A 16,149-nucleotide genomic window follows, 5' to 3' on the forward strand; every position below is an offset into this window, starting at 1 on the left:
ATCAATTCATTGCGTCTAGAATTGCTGCATCTTTGAAGGCCTGAACCATAGCCAGGGCCTGTTTTGTTTCAGCCACATCATGCACACGCACGATTTGAGCCCCTAATTCCGAGGCTTTCATTGCCGCTGCCAAAGAACCCGGCATACGCTTTGAAGCATCTTCCTCGCCAGAGATCGCACCAATAAAACTTTTGCGGGATGCACCGAAAAGAATGGGAAGACCAAGCGCGTGAAGGAGCGGTAAGCCATTAATCAAGGCTATATTATCCTGCACCATTCGCTTTCCAAAACCGATACCGGGGTCGAGGATCAAACGGCTACGATCTATCCCTGCATGCTCACAGATACGAACCCGTTCTTCCAGATAATCATACACATCAAGAAGTGTGTCAGCATATGTTGGATTATCCTGCATGGTCTTTGGATCACCCTGCGAATGCATCAGAATGATCGGTGCGCCTGATTTCGCAGCTACGCGAAGGCTTTCACCATCATAGGAGAGCGCCGTCACATCATTAATGATATGAGCGCCTGCATCGATAGCTTTTTCCATCACAAAAGAATGCCGCGTATCAATGGAAAGCAGAACACCATCAGCTTGCAGAGCTTCAATCACAGGCACCACACGATCAGCTTCCTCACCTTCCCAAACAGGATTAGCGCCCGGCCGTGTGCTTTCACCACCGATATCAATGATATCTGCGCCCTCTGCAATGAGCTTTCTCGCATGCCGAACTGCAGCGTCAGGATCGATGAACTTCCCACCATCAGAAAAACTATCTGGTGTTACATTGAGCACACCCATAATGCGAGGACGCGTGTAAGCCAGCGTTTTATCTGAGTTAGGGATTTGAAGTGGCGCGCGAGGCGTTTGATAATTACGTAATTGTTTAGTGACCTCGACTGCCACATATTCTGGCAACGCAGGCAGAGTATCTTTCAAATCACTATATGAAAGACGAATATCACAAAGCTTGCTCCCCTCTTCACGAGCAATGACACGAAAACCAGCGATCATCATACCAGTTCCCGCAAACGGGCAAGCGTTTTCATCCCCATAAACGAAACCAGCGGGTACGAGATAAACTCTCGCCCCGCCGGATAGATTTTTCAAAAGCTCAATGCTCACTGAAGCTTAGCCTTCAGGCTGAGGTTCGCCGTGGCTTGCGCCAGTTGTTGGAACACCTGTTGAAGCAGCCGGTGGCACAGTAGGTGTGTTGTCCGGTTTCTTCGGCGCCTGACGAATTTCTTCACCATTGATCAATGCTTTAAGTTCGTCACCAGTCAATGTTTCATATTCAAGAAGAGCTTCACCAATCAAGTTCAATTGATCCCGGTTTTCGGTCAAGATTTTCCTTGCCCGCTCATAGCCTTCATCCACGAAGCGTTTAATTTCTGAATCAATAAGCATGGCTGTCTCTTCAGAAATATTTTTCTGCTGCGAAACAGAATGACCAAGGAAAACTTCCTGTTCATTTGCCGCCAACTGGATTGGGCCAAGTTTATCAGACATACCCCACTGGGTAACCATTTTACGGGCGAGATCAGTAGCACTTTGAATATCACCAGAAGCGCCTGAAGAAACTTCGTCATACCCAAACACGATTTCTTCAGCAACACGTCCGCCCATAGCCATAGCCAAATGGTCATGCATTTTCTGGCGGCGGAAACTATATTCATCTCGCTCCGGCAAGCTCATAACCATACCAAGAGCACGCCCACGCGGAATAATTGTTGCCTTATGGATCGGGTCTAGGTGTGTACAGTGAAGCGATACCAAAGCATGCCCACCTTCGTGGTAAGCTGTCATGGTTTTTTCTTCTTCCGTCATCACCATAGAACGACGTTCAGCACCCATCATCACCTTGTCTTTTGCGTCTTCAAATTCCTGCATAGCAACAATTTTCTTACCGCGACGAGCGGCTAGAAGTGCAGCCTCGTTCACAAGGTTCATAAGATCAGCACCCGAGAAACCAGGTGTGCCGCGAGCAATTGTGTTCACATTCACATCTGGTGCAAGCGGCACCTTCTTGATGTGAACACCAAGGATTTTCTCACGGCCATCAATATCAGGGTTCGGTACAACAACCTGACGGTCAAAACGGCCCGGACGCAGAAGCGCAGGATCAAGCACATCAGGGCGGTTTGTTGCCGCTACGATGATAATACCTTCATTGGCTTCAAAACCATCCATTTCAACAAGAAGCTGGTTCAGTGTCTGCTCGCGCTCATCGTTACCACCGCCAAGGCCGGCACCACGATGGCGACCTACAGCATCAATCTCGTCGATAAAGATAATACATGGCGCATTTTTCTTCGCCTGTTCGAACATGTCACGTACACGGCTTGCACCAACACCTACGAACATTTCTACGAAATCAGAACCTGAGATCGTGAAAAATGGTACATTGGCTTCGCCAGCAATTGCACGCGCTAGAAGTGTCTTACCAGTACCCGGAGGGCCAACAAGAAGCGCACCCTTAGGGATTTTACCGCCAAGGCGCTGGAACTTCTGCGGATCTTTAAGGAAATCAACGATTTCTTCCAGCTCTTCCTGAGCTTCTTCAATACCAGCAACATCTTCAAAGGTTACGCGGCCTTGCTTTTCTGTAAGCAAGCGTGCACGGCTTTTACCAAAGCCCATGGCACCGCCACCGCCGCCTTTGCCCTGCATTTGGCGCATGAAGAAAATCCAGATACCAATGATCAGAAGGAAAGGAAGCACAGAGATAAGCATGCTTGTGAAGATGCTTTGCTCTTCCTTGATTTCTTTCACATCAACACTGTGTTCCTGAAGCGTATCATAAAGCTTCGGGTAGAAAACCGGCTTTACAGCTGTTTTCAGCTCACCACTAGCGCCTCTGAAGGAGATTGTTTGCCCGGTAATTTCTGCGCTTTTAACCTGGCCGTTCTCAACTTCAGTAAGGAACTGAGAAAAACTAACTTCCTGAGAGCGACCTGCGCCACCTTGGAAAGCCTGGAAAAGCACTATAAGACCAAGGATAATCGCGCCCCAGACCAGTGCATTTCTCGTCAAACCATTCACTTTACTGCCTTTCCTATGCTGTCATGCCTTCTTATAATTTTCCGGCATACTGCGAGCCTTCAGGCCCGACTTTAAGAATACTCTTACAAATAAGCTCAAAAGCCCACTCTACAAGGGCTTATATATACTAAACCGTCACTTTTTATCCAAAATATTTCGCTTCAACGAAATTCGAATATCCGCATTTTCCAAATCATCATAGCCCAACTCTGGAACCAGCCGCAAATTATCCCCCCGATAAACTGCAGGCCAGGCAAGCAAAGCCTGCCGCGGAACTGAAACTTGATCAAAGCCTAGATGGTTTTCCTTCAGAAAACGTAAACCCGCTTCACCCAGTTTTCCAATAGTTAGCCCCGCAATATCACCCTTCGCTGTAAAAGAAAACCTGTTATCCCAGTTTCCTTCAGGTAACAAAGGTTTGATCGTTTCAATCTGCCTTTGCTCTCGGCAGATGAGTATTTTGCCATCCTTCTGTGGCACAAACTGGGCACCAGAAAGCGTCGCACCTTTAAAGTCAGAAGAACCCAGTTCAATTTTCAGCCGGCAAAGTCTTTCGTATCTAGGGCCATATATCTGCCCACCAATGAACATGCAGACACGTGATAATCCGCGAAGTACAATTTCGTCAGGTGCTGTATCAAGTGCTTTCAAATCCAGGAAAGCAAACCCAAACCGTTCTGAAAGAACAGCTTTCAACCACTGGCCTTCATAAAATGATAAAGCGTCCTGCGCTTGCTGCATTCTATGAACAGTATCCACAAGTCGGTCTGTATTAAGGCCGTCAAGTGGCGGATTCTCAAGCATAGTACGCGCTTTCACGCGGCCATATTTTTCAGATTGATTGCTAGGGTCTTCGATCCATTCAATCTTTTGCTCGTTAAGATAGTCTACGAGTTCTGCCTTCGCATAGTTCAGTAAAGGCCGGATAAGTTTAACGCCGTTATCCAATTGTCTGGACGCTTTCATACCAGAAAGGCCGTATACTCCGCTCCCCCTCGCCAAACGCAGTAGAAAGGTTTCCGCTTGATCATCTTTGTGATGAGCGACCGCCAGAAATGGGTATCCATGCCTCTGGCACCATGTCTCCATAAGAGCATAGCGGGCTTCGCGAGCTTCCGCCTGTATGTTCCCCTCGGGCTTATCTCCTTCCCAAGTAAGGATTGTGTGCGCCACCCCTAGCCTCTCACATAAAGAAGCAACGTAACGCGCCTCATCTCGAGCTTCCTTACGCAAGCCGTGATCTACCGTCAGAACAGCAACATCAAAATGCCTGTAGCTTAAATAAAGGAGCGCAAGGCTATCCGCTCCCCCAGAAACGGCAATAGCCAGCTTGGCACCCTTTTCGATACCAAACTGGCTATAGTTTTCGATAATATTGCTCTGGTTTACCATACGTGAAAATACGGCCTTTAATTACAGCGCGCTCGCTCCGCTAATCTTGAGGCACGCGTTTTCAAACGCCCGGAGGCTTTATCTTCCACGCGGCGGAATTCCAGCAATGCATTACAGGCATCACTCGCACTATCCAGTTTGATAAGCACATCAGCCAGATCCACAAGCGCTTCGGCGCGTTTATTGTGGTTGGGATGTTCCTCAATCAAAGCAAGAAAATTCTGCGCAGCATTAGCGTTTTTACCCTGCTGCAAATAAATACGCCCAAGCCAGAACTTAGCATTCCCAACAAGCGGGTTACCTGCATTCACTTCCATGAACTTCTCCATAGCGATCTGGCCACTATCAAGGTCATTCTTCCGGATAAAGTTGAAAGCATAATCATATTGGGCCGCAGCATCGCCATCAGGAAGTTCAATAACAACAGCAGGCTCTGTTACCGCCGCCACTTCCGGTGTGGCACCAGCAGGAGCTTCTTCCGTCGAGGCGGATGGTAAAGCATTTGATGCACCCACAGGCTGCTGTACTGCTGCTTTAGCAATATCAGCACGTTGCAAGGCCATTTCCTGCTGAACAAGTTCCAGCGTTTGAGAAAGCTGGCGCTGTCTATACTCAAATTCTTCCATACGGCCAGTGAGACGGCGGATTTGCTCTTCCAGTGTGCCCATTCTCGCAGAAATATCTGCAATCACGCGGTTACCACCAGCCTGAGTTGGAGCAACACCATCTGGTGTTTCACCCAGACGAACCTGAAGTGCGCGAATTTTACGCTCAAGCACTTCAATGCGAGCACTGTTAACACTGTTAGACTGCGCCTGCACTTCCACCGAACCAAAAATGCTAGTCACACCAATTATACAAGAAAGGGCAAAGGCTTTAACTGTCATTTAAACTCTCCTCAGCGCCATCATACAAAGAATTACGTTTATAAAAAGACAGCCCCGCCCCGGAAATCCGGGTACGGGGCTCTAATTCATTACGCCGTCAATTAAATCTTAGCGAAACTTAACTTCACCACGACGGTTTTTCGCGAAATCACCCGGCACTACAGGGCGTTCTTTACCGTAGCTGATTGTGTCCATACGTGTTGCAGGTACACCGAGTGCAACAAGGTAGTTCTTAACCGCTGTTGCACGGCGATCACCAAGAGCAAGGTTATATTCACGTGTACCGCGCTCATCACAGTGACCTTCAATGCGAATACGAACACTGCGGTTACGGTTCAGCCACTCAGCCTGTTTTGCCAGAATACCGCGCGCTGTGGAAGAAAGCTCAGAACTATCATACGCAAAAAGAACACGATCCGCGCCAGAGAATTCTTCAAACGCGTCAAACGTACCAGCACTCAAAAGCTGTTCAGCTGTTAATTCAGCGGTGTTCACTGTATCTGGACGACCACCATCATTATTTGTTGTATCTGTTACAACAGGTTCTTGTTCCGGAGCAGGTGAAGTTTCAACAAACTCTTGGTCTTTGGAACAAGCTGCAAGAACTAGAGCTGCAGCGGAAATAAGTGCGATATTCTTGCCCAGGCGTAAGGACATAATTGTTGCTCCCTCCAATGGATCGGGTTCCCCCATGGAATAAATACTAAAAGCTACCCCTCACCCGTGAAATTCAAGGAGTAAAGCTCATTTGAAGGCACTATAGAACGCGTTTTCTAAGTTATCAAGCGGGGAAAAGTTGGCAAATGCTTGTTTATTCGTGAATTTTCCGTGAAATGGATTTTAGTTTATTTTATCAGCGCCGATAAAAATACACTCCCAAGCGTAATCAAGGCAAACAAGCCGATAACAGCGGCAGAGACGTGATTGATAACTTCCAGAAGCTTGTCATTTATTTTTTCCCGGAATTTACGGGCTAAAATAACAAGTGTCGCCCACCATATTGCAGCTCCGGAAAATACTCCCACAGTTAACATAATAGCGTTCATGTTAAGCCACCAATGCGCCCCAGTTCCAAGACTACCAAGCCCGGCAAGAGTATAAAGCCCAACGAAACCAAGGAAAACACCCGGGTTTGTAAGTGTCAAAACAAGTGAACCAAACATACCTCGCTTAACCCCACCTTGCTTTGGTGTTCGGTCAATATGAGGATGGGAATTCCAGATGCGGTAAGCGAATATCAACATAATAATGCCACCCACAATCTTGAGCGGCATTTCATATTCTTCGATCATATCGAAAATTGCATTGAGCCCAAAAGCAGCGAGAGCGGCATAAAATGCATCACCAAAAGCACCACCAAGCCCAATCAGAAAACCATCTGCCGCTTTTCCAAAAAGCGCCCGGCGCAGCACAATAATATTAATAGGACCAACAGGCGCAGAAAGTGCAATACCGAACCCAATTCCCCACAATAGATATCCGATAGGCTCCATCATAAATGCTTACGCGCTTTCAATTCTTTCCTGGAAACGAATCGATTGCTTCCCTGCAACATCAACTAACCCATTTTCAAACGGCACTTTTACCATCAACAATAGGGCTAACCGATGCTGATAACACAAATAATATTATTCGTAACTGCCATCAACAAAACCAGCAAACCGCCACGCCAAAGTTTCACCAGCGTGGAAAGGAATAATCTCCGTACCATCAGCTTCTATAGCTGTAACCGCAATATTATCCGATCTTTCAAGAACAATTTTACGTTCATTCACTGGAAGCCCATAAAATTTCGGACCATTCAAAGAAGAAAAAGCTTCCAATTTATCTAAAGCGCCCTCTTCTTCAAAAGTTTTTGCATAACTTTCCATGGCATAAGGTGCGTTAAATACACCAGCACAACCGCATGAAGTTTCCTTACTTGCCACCACATGCGGCGCAGAATCTGTACCAAGGAAAAACTTAGCAGAACCGGATGTAGCTGCACGCCTAAGTGCCAGTCTATGCTTTTCCCTCTTTATAATTGGAAGGCAATAAAAATGAGGTTTTATACCACCGACCAACATTGCATTGCGGTTATATTCAAGGTGCTGCGGTGTAATGGTTGCGGCAACATTCACACCCGCGCTTTCAACAAATTCAGCCGCTTCTTGAGTTGTAATATGCTCAAATACGACCTTAAGCGCCGGAAAATCTGCAATCACATGCACCATTGTACGCTCAATGAACACTGCTTCGCGGTCAAACACATCAATGTCGTGATCAGTTACCTCGCCGTGAACTAATAACGGCATACCAATGCGCTGCATCACTTCAAGTACAGGGTATATGTTTTTAATATCCGTAACACCGTGTGCCGAATTTGTTGTGGCGTTGGCTGGGTATAATTTACAAGCCGTAAAAACACCCTTTGCAAAACCATTTTCCACTTCAGCGGCTTTAATAGAATCTGTTAAATAACATGTCATCAAAGGTGTGAAATCCACGCCTTCTGGTGTTGCAGCGATAATCCGGTTTCGGTAATCTTCTGCTGCGCTTACTGTACTTACCGGAGGTGATAAGTTTGGCATAACAATCGCCCGGGCAAATTGCCGTGCCGTATATGGCACTACAGCCTGCAGCATTGCATCATCACGCAAGTGCACATGCCAATCATCCGGCTGGCGCATCACCAACCGGTCCAGAGAATTACTATTATTAGTTTGGGCGGTACCAGGCTGTGACAAATTCATGATTATAACTTCGCTAAAATAACAGAATGCTCATGAAGATTGTTGTAACCAGATTGCCCTTCATTTACAACTTGAAACCTATAGTTAAATAGCCATTTATCATGCAAACAATAAGAAGCTGTACAGGCTTAACCAACCCTAGTCTCATTTATGAATAATATACATTCAGATACCGCCTAAACAGGAAGCACCAACCATGACTACAGAAATACTTGAGCTTAAGAACCGTGCTGTTATTCGCATTTCAGGTCCTGACGCGAAAGAGTTTTTAAATGGGTTGGTGACGAACGATGTAGCTCAAGTAAGCGATACACAGGCAGTTTATGCAGCGCTTTTAACGCCGCAAGGCAAGTTTTTTTACGATATGCTCATTACACAAGACAGCGAAGGGCTTTTGCTTGATATTGAAGCCAAAACCAAAGCTGATCTGTTACGCCGTTTAATGATGTACAAGCTTAGGGCGCAAGTGGAAATAACAGAAACAGACCTGAAGGTATGGGCTCTATTCGGCGGTGAAGCTGATAAGGGTACTTCTTTTCAAGATCCACGACATAAAGCCTTACATAAGCGCGTTCTGGCAAACACAAACCCTGCGGCAGACGCAAATGATCTACCGTATTTAAAATATGAAGAACGTCGTATCCGCCACGGTATCCCTGATGGCAGCCGTGACATCCTCACAGAGAAATACTTTTGGCTCGAAACAAATGCTGAAGCGCTGAACGGTGTATCTTTCAGCAAAGGCTGTTATGTGGGGCAGGAACTGACCGCGCGGATGAAGCACCGTACAACACTGAAGAAAATGATTGTCCCTGTGGAATTGACAAGTGGCACGTTTGAAACAGGCGATGCAATTACAACAGCTGATGGCAGTAAAGCTGGTGAGATCAGAACGCATTCTGGTGATTATGCTCTCGCCTACCTGAAACTTGAGCACCGGGAAGCAGAGTTAAAAACTGAAGGAGCTACTTTCAAAGCTCTCTAAATTGGGGCAATGACAACAATTATCTTGTTGAGCAGGCCATCATCATCCTGAAAGCCAAAAACACCGCGATACACTTCCTTAAACTGCTTATCGGCAATTGGGAGTGTATTTTGCGAAAAGAGTGGCCCTTCCCCTCTTTCAATAATACGGAATTCTTCAAGGCGCTGTTCGGTAGCTTCAGGTGGCAGATCATCCCCTAGAAACTTACCTTCATACTTCACACCGAAAAGCATCTCGCACCCGGAGCCACTAATTTCATAAAAAAACCGCCCATCTGGCTGCTTTTCAAGCATCAAAACCCACGGCAACACCTCAGCAATACTCATAGGTGAGAAATCAGCCCATTTCACAAGCCTACCTGACGCAAGCTTGCTTTCCCAGAAGGCCCGAAAAAGGCTAACAGGGTGCTCACTTGGAATTTCTTCCGGTGGGATATGTTTAAAATAAGGAACCATGTGCCTCTCAATATACGTTAGCAGGCAGTCTTAATTGAGAAAAGTTGACAGAGTTTTAAATGCGGCTTTACGCCACACGTATATCTTGAGGGGCGACTACCGCTACAATGCGGGAAACGGGATTATCTTCACCAGAAAAACCAAAAAGACCACGGTAAACAGTTTTATGCGCTTTTTCTGCGTATGGTAGCGATGCCTGGCTCAACTTAGGCGCACCACCTGCCTCAACTTCCTGAAATTCACGAGTTACCCGTTCAAAAAAATCGTCTGGGAGTGTATTAGTACCCAATAACTCACCCTGCAAATCAAGTCCAAAAAGCTGCTCAACACTCGTACCCGCAAACTTATAGCGATACCGCTGGCCGAATTCTTTCTCAAACACCATCATCCACGGAACAATTCCGGGGTGGTTGTTTGCCTTAAAAGTCGTCCATAAGGGAAAACCCTCGTCAGCTTTCAAACCAGTCCACAACTGGTGAAATTTGCCGACAGGATGAGACGCGGGGATTTGGTCTATTGTTAGATACTCTATCCTGGTCAAGGTCTTTACGCCCATGTTTATTGTTGGCGCGTACCATAAGGATATATGACCATTTTTGTAAACAAAAAGCCCCACCGAAGTGAGGCTTTTCAATCATTGCGATAAGGTTTTAACCTTTAAGAGCAGCTTGCGCTGCAGCAAGGCGCGCAATCGGCACCCGGAACGGTGAGCAGGATACATAATCAAGCCCTACACCGTGGCAGAATTCCACTGATGCAGGATCGCCGCCATGCTCACCACAAATACCAAGCTTGAGATTTTCTTTGGTTGAACGCCCACGCTCAGCACCAAGTTTCACAAGTTCGCCAACACCGTCCTGATCGATAGACACAAACGGGTCCTGTGCGAAGATATCTTTCTTCACATATTCATCAAGGAAACGGCCTGCATCATCACGGCTGATACCAATAGCTGTCTGCGTAAGGTCATTTGTACCGAAGGAGAAGAAATCAGCAGAGCTTGCAATCTTCGCCGCCTGAAGTGCCGCGCGCGGCAGCTCAATCATTGTACCAACGAGATAATCAACTGATTTACCTTTTTCAGCGAACACTTCACCAGCCACTGCCTCAACACGCTCACGCAGCATTGCCAGTTCTTTCTCCGTCGCCACAAGCGGGATCATAATCTCTGGCACAACAGTTTCACCTGTATCGCCTTCAACTTCGATCGCAGCTTCGAAAATAGCCCGTGCCTGCATCTCGTAAATCTCAGGATATGTGATACCAAGACGACAACCACGGTGGCCCAGCATTGGGTTAAACTCATGCAGGTCAGACGCACGACGCTTAAGCACAGCTGCATCCACCCCCATTGCGTCAGCCACATCCGCAAACTCGTTTTCTTCACGCGGCATGAATTCGTGCAGTGGCGGATCAAGCAAGCGAATTGTTACTGGCAGACCGTGCATAATCTTAAAGATTTCAACGAAATCACCACGCTGCATCGGCAGCAGCTTCGCGAGCGCTTCCTTACGGCCGCGCAGGTCTTCCGCAAGGATCATCTGGCGAACGGCAACAATACGCTCCCCTTCAAAGAACATATGTTCCGTGCGGCAAAGGCCAATGCCTTCTGCACCAAACTCACGCGCCGTGGAGGTATCATTTGGTGTATCAGCGTTTGTACGAACCTTAAGCGTACGGTGTGCATCTGCCCACGTCATCAGTTTTGCAAAATCACCAGAAAGTTCAGGCTGAAGAGTTTTCACTTCACCCACCATCACTTCACCAGAACCACCATCAATCGTGATAATATCGCCAGCTTTAATCTCACGGCCCATGCAGGTCATCACACCGGCTTTGCCATCAATACGGAGCTGACCAGCACCAGATACACAAGCCCGGCCCATACCCCGCGCAACCACAGCTGCGTGGCTTGTCATGCCGCCCCGTGCAGTAAGGATACCACGCGCTGCATGCATACCGTGGATATCTTCCGGTGATGTTTCAACCCGGCAAAGGATCACATCCTCACCGTTCTTGGCCATTGCCTCTGCTTCATCACTATCGAACACCACTTTACCAGATGCTGCACCCGGGGATGCAGGCAGGCCACGTGTGTAAATATCGCGCGGTGCATCTGGGTCAAGCGTTGGGTGTAGAAGCTGATCAAGAGATGCTGGCTCAACCCGCATCACCGCTGTTTTTTCGTCAATCAGGCCTTCTTCAACCATTTCGACAGCAATCTTCAGCGCAGCCTTCGCTGTGCGCTTACCACTGCGAGTTTGAAGCATCCAAAGTTTGCCGCGCTGCACTGTGAACTCAATGTCCTGCATATCGCGGTAATGCTTCTCAAGTTTTTCGAACACATCAGCAAGCTGACCGTATACCTCTGGCATACTCTCTTCCATGGAAGGCTTGTCATTACCTGCATCGACACGTGCTTTTTTCGTAAGGTTCTGCGGTGTACGGATACCCGCCACAACATCTTCGCCCTGCGCGTTAATCAGATACTCACCGTAATATTCGTTTGTGCCGTCTGATGGATCACGGGTGAAGGCAACACCTGTTGCAGATGTTTCGCCCATATTACCAAACACCATCGCCTGCACGTTTACGGCTGTACCCCATTCTTCAGGGATATTATTGAGCTTGCGGTAAACCTTCGCACGTTCAATGCGCCAGCTACCGAATACTGCATTAATAGCGCCCCAAAGCTGCTCTTTCACATCCTGTGGGAATGGTTTGCCAAGCTCTTCTTCTGTTTTTGCCTTAAACGCAGCCGCCAGTTCTTTCCAGTCGTCTGCATCTAGATCCGTATCCAGATCAACGCCTTTTTCTTCCTTGTGGATATCAATCAATTCTTCAAAGTGATAGTGATCAACACCAAGAACTACATCAGAATACATCTGGATAAAGCGGCGGTAGCTGTCCCATGCGAAACGTGGGTTTTCACTGTTGGCAGCCAAGCCTTGCACTGTTTCGTCATTCAGGCCGAGGTTAAGAACCGTATCCATCATACCCGGCATGGAAACCCGTGCGCCAGAACGAACAGAAACAAGAAGCGGATTTGAAGCATCGCCAAATTTGGCGCCTACGCTAGCTTCAATTTGTGCAATCGCGGCATCTAGCTCACCTTCAAGCTCTGCCGGATAGCTATGACCATTATCATAATAATATGTGCAGACTTCAGTTGTGATGGTAAGGCCAGGAGGAACCGGCAAGCCGAGAGAGGCCATCTCAGCAAGGTTAGCACCTTTTCCGCCTAGTAGATTTTTCATGTCGGCACGGCCTTCCGCCGCACCATCACCGAAGCTATAAACCCATTTGGTCATTTAAAGCAGTCCTTAGTCGCGTATCCCATTATCCCTTTGGAATACGCCTATAGTACTTTAGGGCCTGCTTATTATTGTGTTCAGACCCCGGTTTAAAACATATCGCAGAGCCTGAACTCTGCGACCTAGCCTTCAATCAGGCCAAAATCAGCAACAGTATTTACTGCTGCACGAATTTCAGTAAGGAGCGAGAGGCGATTAGCCCGCACATCCGCATCATCCGCATTAACAATTACCTTATCGAAGAAAGCATCGATCGGCGCTCTAAGTGTAGATAGAGCACTCATGGCTTTTTCAAAGTCTTCAGCTTCCAGTGCTTCTGAGGCACCCGCTTTCGCACTTACAAGCGCTTCACCCAGCGCTTTCTCTTCGGTCAGTTCAAACTTGGAAGCATCAACGCTCGCATCGAAGGCCTTGCCCTCTTTCTTCTCTTCCGCTTTCAGGATATTTGCCGCACGCTTATAACCCGCAAGCAGGTTTGTACCGTCATCGGTTGCAAGGAATGTTGAGAGCGCTACAACACAAGTCAATATTCTCACCATATCGACGTCTTTTTCTCCATCTTCGGATCGAGAAAATACTGAAGATATTAAATCGTGGCGCACACCTTTTTCTCGCTGCGCAACTTTTAACCGATCTCCAAAAAATCTAAGCAATTGCTGCAAAGCATCAGCTTGATATTCAATATCAGCCTCTAGTCCATCAATCGCAATTGACAAATCTTCCAGATTTCTACTTGAAGAAACCTTTACTTCTAGTTGAGCATTCTTACGAATAGTTTCCCTAACTAGAATAAGGGCCTCATAAATTGGCTTATCAAGAGACACTCTAAGGTTATTCTCAACAATAAGACGGATAGTACCCAATGCGGCTCTTCGAAGTGCAAATGGGTCTTTAGAGCCTGTAGGTTTTTGATTAATGAAAAAGAAACCAGCTAAAGTATCGAGCTTTTCCGCAAGCGCTACTGCGATTGAAACTGGTGCTGACGGGCATGCGTCAGACGGACCAGCCGGCGCGTAATGATCGCGAATAGCATCTGCCACCGCATCCGTTTCGCCTTGCTTCTGCGCATAATAGCGGCCCATAGCCCCCTGCACTTCAGGAAACTCATAAACCATGTTTGAAACAAGGTCTGCTTTCGCAAGCTCTGCCGCGCGTTCTGCTTCATCCGCGTCACAGCCCGGAATAAATTCAGCCAAATGGCGCGCGAGCTTCTTCATGCGCTCAACACGGTCTGAAACCATACCAAGGTCTTTATGGAATACGATCTCTTTAAGGGCTGGCAGGTTATCATCCAGCTTGCGCTTCAAATCCTGATCCCAGAAGAATTTCGCATCCGCGAGACGCGCACTTACTACACGCTGGTTACCGTTCGTTACCGCAGAGCCGTCATCAGAAGGCTCTAAGTTCGCAGTGAAGATAAACTTGTTCGCAAGTTTGCCAGTGGCAGGGTCACGGGTCACGAAATATTTCTGATCCTTCCGCATGGTCAGGATCAACACTTCTTCCGGCACTTCAAGGAAAGCAGGGTCAAATGCACCAATCATCGGTACAGGCCATTCAACAAGGCCAGCTACTTCAGTGAGCAAACCACGATCTTCAACAAGTTCAAGCCCGGCGGCCTGCGCAAGCGTTTGCGCTGTATCATAAATCAGTGTCTCGCGGCGTGTGGCATCAAGCACAACTTTATGCTCAAGAAGCTTGGCTTTATAATCCGCGAAATCTGTAACCGTGAATTCATCAGGTGCCATAAAGCGGTGACCGCGCGTGGTGTTACCAGCCCGGTAACCTTCAACTTCCAGTTCAACAGTTTCACCGCCAAGCACACAAAGGATGCTGTGAAGCGGGCGAACCCACTTAAGCGATCCACTGCCCCAGCGCTGAGACTTTGGCCACGGGAAATTACGCACGGCATTTTCAACTGCTTCTGCGATTACTTCCGTTGCAGCACGGCCCGGCTTTTCAATTTTCGCGAAGAAGAAAGTGCCTTTCTTTTCCTCGCGCTCTTCAAGTTGATCACGGGTTACACCAGCACCGCGCATGAAACCTTCAAGCGCTTTCTCTGGCGCATCCACACGTGGGCCGCGGCGTTCTTCGCTGATATCCGGTGTTGCAGCAGGCAGGTTTGTTACATTAAGCGCAAGACGGCGCGGTGTTGAATAAGCGTCGGCCGCATCAAAGGTCAGGCCCGCTTCTTTAAGCGTGCCTGTTACCATTTTTTTCAGATCATCAGCCGCTTTACCCTGCATACGCGCAGGAATTTCTTCTGAAAATAGTTCGATTAGAAGATCAGCCATGATTATAGCTCCCACCCGTTTTTCTTGATCCATGCTTCACAGCAGCCCTTCGCGAGATCACGCACGCGGCCGATATAGGCCTGACGTTCCGTTACCGAGATCACCCCGCGGGCATCAAGAAGGTTGAAAGTATGGCTTGATTTAATGCACTGCTCATAAGCTGGCAGCGGCAATTCTGCTTCAATCAACTTCGCGCATTCATCCTGTGCGCGCTTAAACTCTTCAAACAGTTTTTCAGTGTTGGCGTGTTCAAAGTTGTAGGCGGATTGCTCACGCTCATTTTCCTGGTACACGTCGCCGTATGTTACGCCAGCGCCGTTGAAATCAAGATCATAAACATTATCCACGCCCTGCACGAACATGGCCAGACGTTCAAGTCCGTAGGTTAGCTCACCAGAAACCGGCTTACATTCGAAACCACCAACTTGCTGGAAATATGTGTATTGGCTTACTTCCATGCCGTCACACCATACTTCCCAGCCGAGGCCCCACGCACCAAGGGTTGGGCTTTCCCAATCATCTTCCACAAAACGGATATCATGCAGCTTGGCATCAATCCCGATAGCTTTGAGGCTACCGAGATAAAGCTCCTGCATATTTTCAGGGGACGGCTTAAGGATTACCTGAAACTGGTAATAATGCTGCAAGCGCATTGGGTTTTCACCGTAGCGACCATCTGTTGGGCGGCGACAAGGCTGCACATAGGCAGCTTTCCAGCCCTCAGGGCCCAGTGCGCGCAGCGTGGTTGCAGGGTGGAATGTACCCGCGCCCATTTCCAGATCATATGGCTGAAGGATAACACAGCCCTGCTTCGCCCAATAATCTTGGAGCGTCAGGATCATTTGCTGGAAAGGCATGCCGCCTTTATTCTGGGATTTATCTGTCATTTTGGTCGCTTTAAAAAACCGAATCTTTACGTAAAATATTGCGGTGCAAACTAGCCGCAGGCTAAGGGGTGGTCAAGGTTGGAAACCAAGGTTTTTTGGTTTCATTTGTTACCGCCTGATCTCACCTCCGAACAAGGGCACATTTCCGGGCACACTT

Annotated in this window: 13 protein-coding genes; 1 reads left to right on the top strand and 12 read right to left on the bottom strand. The window is 47.8% G+C overall.

From position 1 onward, the window contains the following. Position 1: 1 nt before the first annotated feature. The 7 genes from folP to pyrC form a co-directional block, all read right to left on the bottom strand. Positions 2-1,129, bottom strand: coding sequence for a dihydropteroate synthase (gene folP, locus MF542_RS04065; RefSeq protein ID WP_247016235.1), 1,128 nt, complete (start codon positions 1,127-1,129; stop codon positions 2-4). Between the two features lie 6 nt (positions 1,130-1,135). Continuing rightward, positions 1,136-3,046 (bottom strand): ATP-dependent zinc metalloprotease FtsH, encoded by a 1,911-nt coding sequence (gene ftsH, locus MF542_RS04070; protein WP_255833225.1) that lies wholly within the window; start codon positions 3,044-3,046, stop codon positions 1,136-1,138. Between the two features lie 135 nt (positions 3,047-3,181). Beyond that, on the bottom strand, positions 3,182-4,438 hold the full coding sequence (gene tilS, locus MF542_RS04075; protein ID WP_247016237.1) for a tRNA lysidine(34) synthetase TilS: 1,257 nt from the start codon (positions 4,436-4,438) through the stop codon (positions 3,182-3,184). Positions 4,439-4,455: 17 nt separating this feature from the next. Beyond that, the gene (locus MF542_RS04080) at positions 4,456-5,325 is read right to left on the bottom strand and encodes a tetratricopeptide repeat protein (RefSeq protein ID WP_247016239.1); all 870 of its coding nucleotides are present in this window, start codon (positions 5,323-5,325) and stop codon (positions 4,456-4,458) included. A 108-nt stretch (positions 5,326-5,433) separates the two neighbouring features. Continuing rightward, the gene (locus tag MF542_RS04085) at positions 5,434-5,982 is read right to left on the bottom strand and encodes a peptidoglycan-associated lipoprotein (RefSeq protein ID WP_247016241.1); all 549 of its coding nucleotides are present in this window, start codon (positions 5,980-5,982) and stop codon (positions 5,434-5,436) included. A gap of 188 nt (positions 5,983-6,170) precedes the next feature. Next, on the bottom strand, positions 6,171-6,821 hold the full coding sequence (locus MF542_RS04090; protein WP_247016244.1) for a LysE family transporter: 651 nt from the start codon (positions 6,819-6,821) through the stop codon (positions 6,171-6,173). A 132-nt stretch (positions 6,822-6,953) separates the two neighbouring features. Next, positions 6,954-8,057, bottom strand: coding sequence for a dihydroorotase (gene pyrC / locus MF542_RS04095; protein ID WP_247016246.1), 1,104 nt, complete (start codon positions 8,055-8,057; stop codon positions 6,954-6,956). A gap of 196 nt (positions 8,058-8,253) precedes the next feature. On the opposite strand from pyrC, the gene ygfZ reads away from it, so the two are divergent. Then, positions 8,254-9,042, top strand: coding sequence for a CAF17-like 4Fe-4S cluster assembly/insertion protein YgfZ (ygfZ, locus tag MF542_RS04100; protein WP_247016248.1), 789 nt, complete (start codon positions 8,254-8,256; stop codon positions 9,040-9,042). On the opposite strand, the gene MF542_RS04105 is transcribed toward ygfZ, so the two are convergent. From MF542_RS04105 to MF542_RS04125, 5 genes are all read right to left on the bottom strand, one after another. Beyond that, the gene (locus tag MF542_RS04105; RefSeq protein WP_247016251.1) at positions 9,039-9,497 is read right to left on the bottom strand and encodes a PAS domain-containing protein; all 459 of its coding nucleotides are present in this window, start codon (positions 9,495-9,497) and stop codon (positions 9,039-9,041) included. The two genes, ygfZ and MF542_RS04105, sit on opposite strands and share 4 nt — an antisense overlap. Positions 9,498-9,564: 67 nt before the next feature. Beyond that, positions 9,565-9,957 carry a PAS domain-containing protein gene (locus MF542_RS04110; RefSeq protein WP_247016253.1) on the bottom strand — a complete coding sequence of 131 codons (393 nt, stop codon included), beginning with the start codon at positions 9,955-9,957 and terminating at the stop codon, positions 9,565-9,567. A 190-nt stretch (positions 9,958-10,147) separates the two neighbouring features. Further along, positions 10,148-12,808 (bottom strand): pyruvate, phosphate dikinase, encoded by a 2,661-nt coding sequence (gene ppdK / locus MF542_RS04115; RefSeq protein ID WP_247016255.1) that lies wholly within the window; start codon positions 12,806-12,808, stop codon positions 10,148-10,150. A 125-nt stretch (positions 12,809-12,933) separates the two neighbouring features. After that, entirely contained in the window at positions 12,934-15,105 is a 2,172-nt protein-coding gene (glyS, locus tag MF542_RS04120) for a glycine--tRNA ligase subunit beta (RefSeq protein WP_247016256.1), read from the bottom strand. 2 nt (positions 15,106-15,107) lie between these two features. Continuing rightward, positions 15,108-15,992 carry a glycine--tRNA ligase subunit alpha gene (locus tag MF542_RS04125; protein WP_247016258.1) on the bottom strand — a complete coding sequence of 295 codons (885 nt, stop codon included), beginning with the start codon at positions 15,990-15,992 and terminating at the stop codon, positions 15,108-15,110. Positions 15,993-16,149: the final 157 nt, after the last annotated feature.

This window comes from Kordiimonas laminariae (assembly GCF_023008165.1).
GTDB lineage: Bacteria > Pseudomonadota > Alphaproteobacteria > Sphingomonadales > Kordiimonadaceae > Kordiimonas > Kordiimonas laminariae.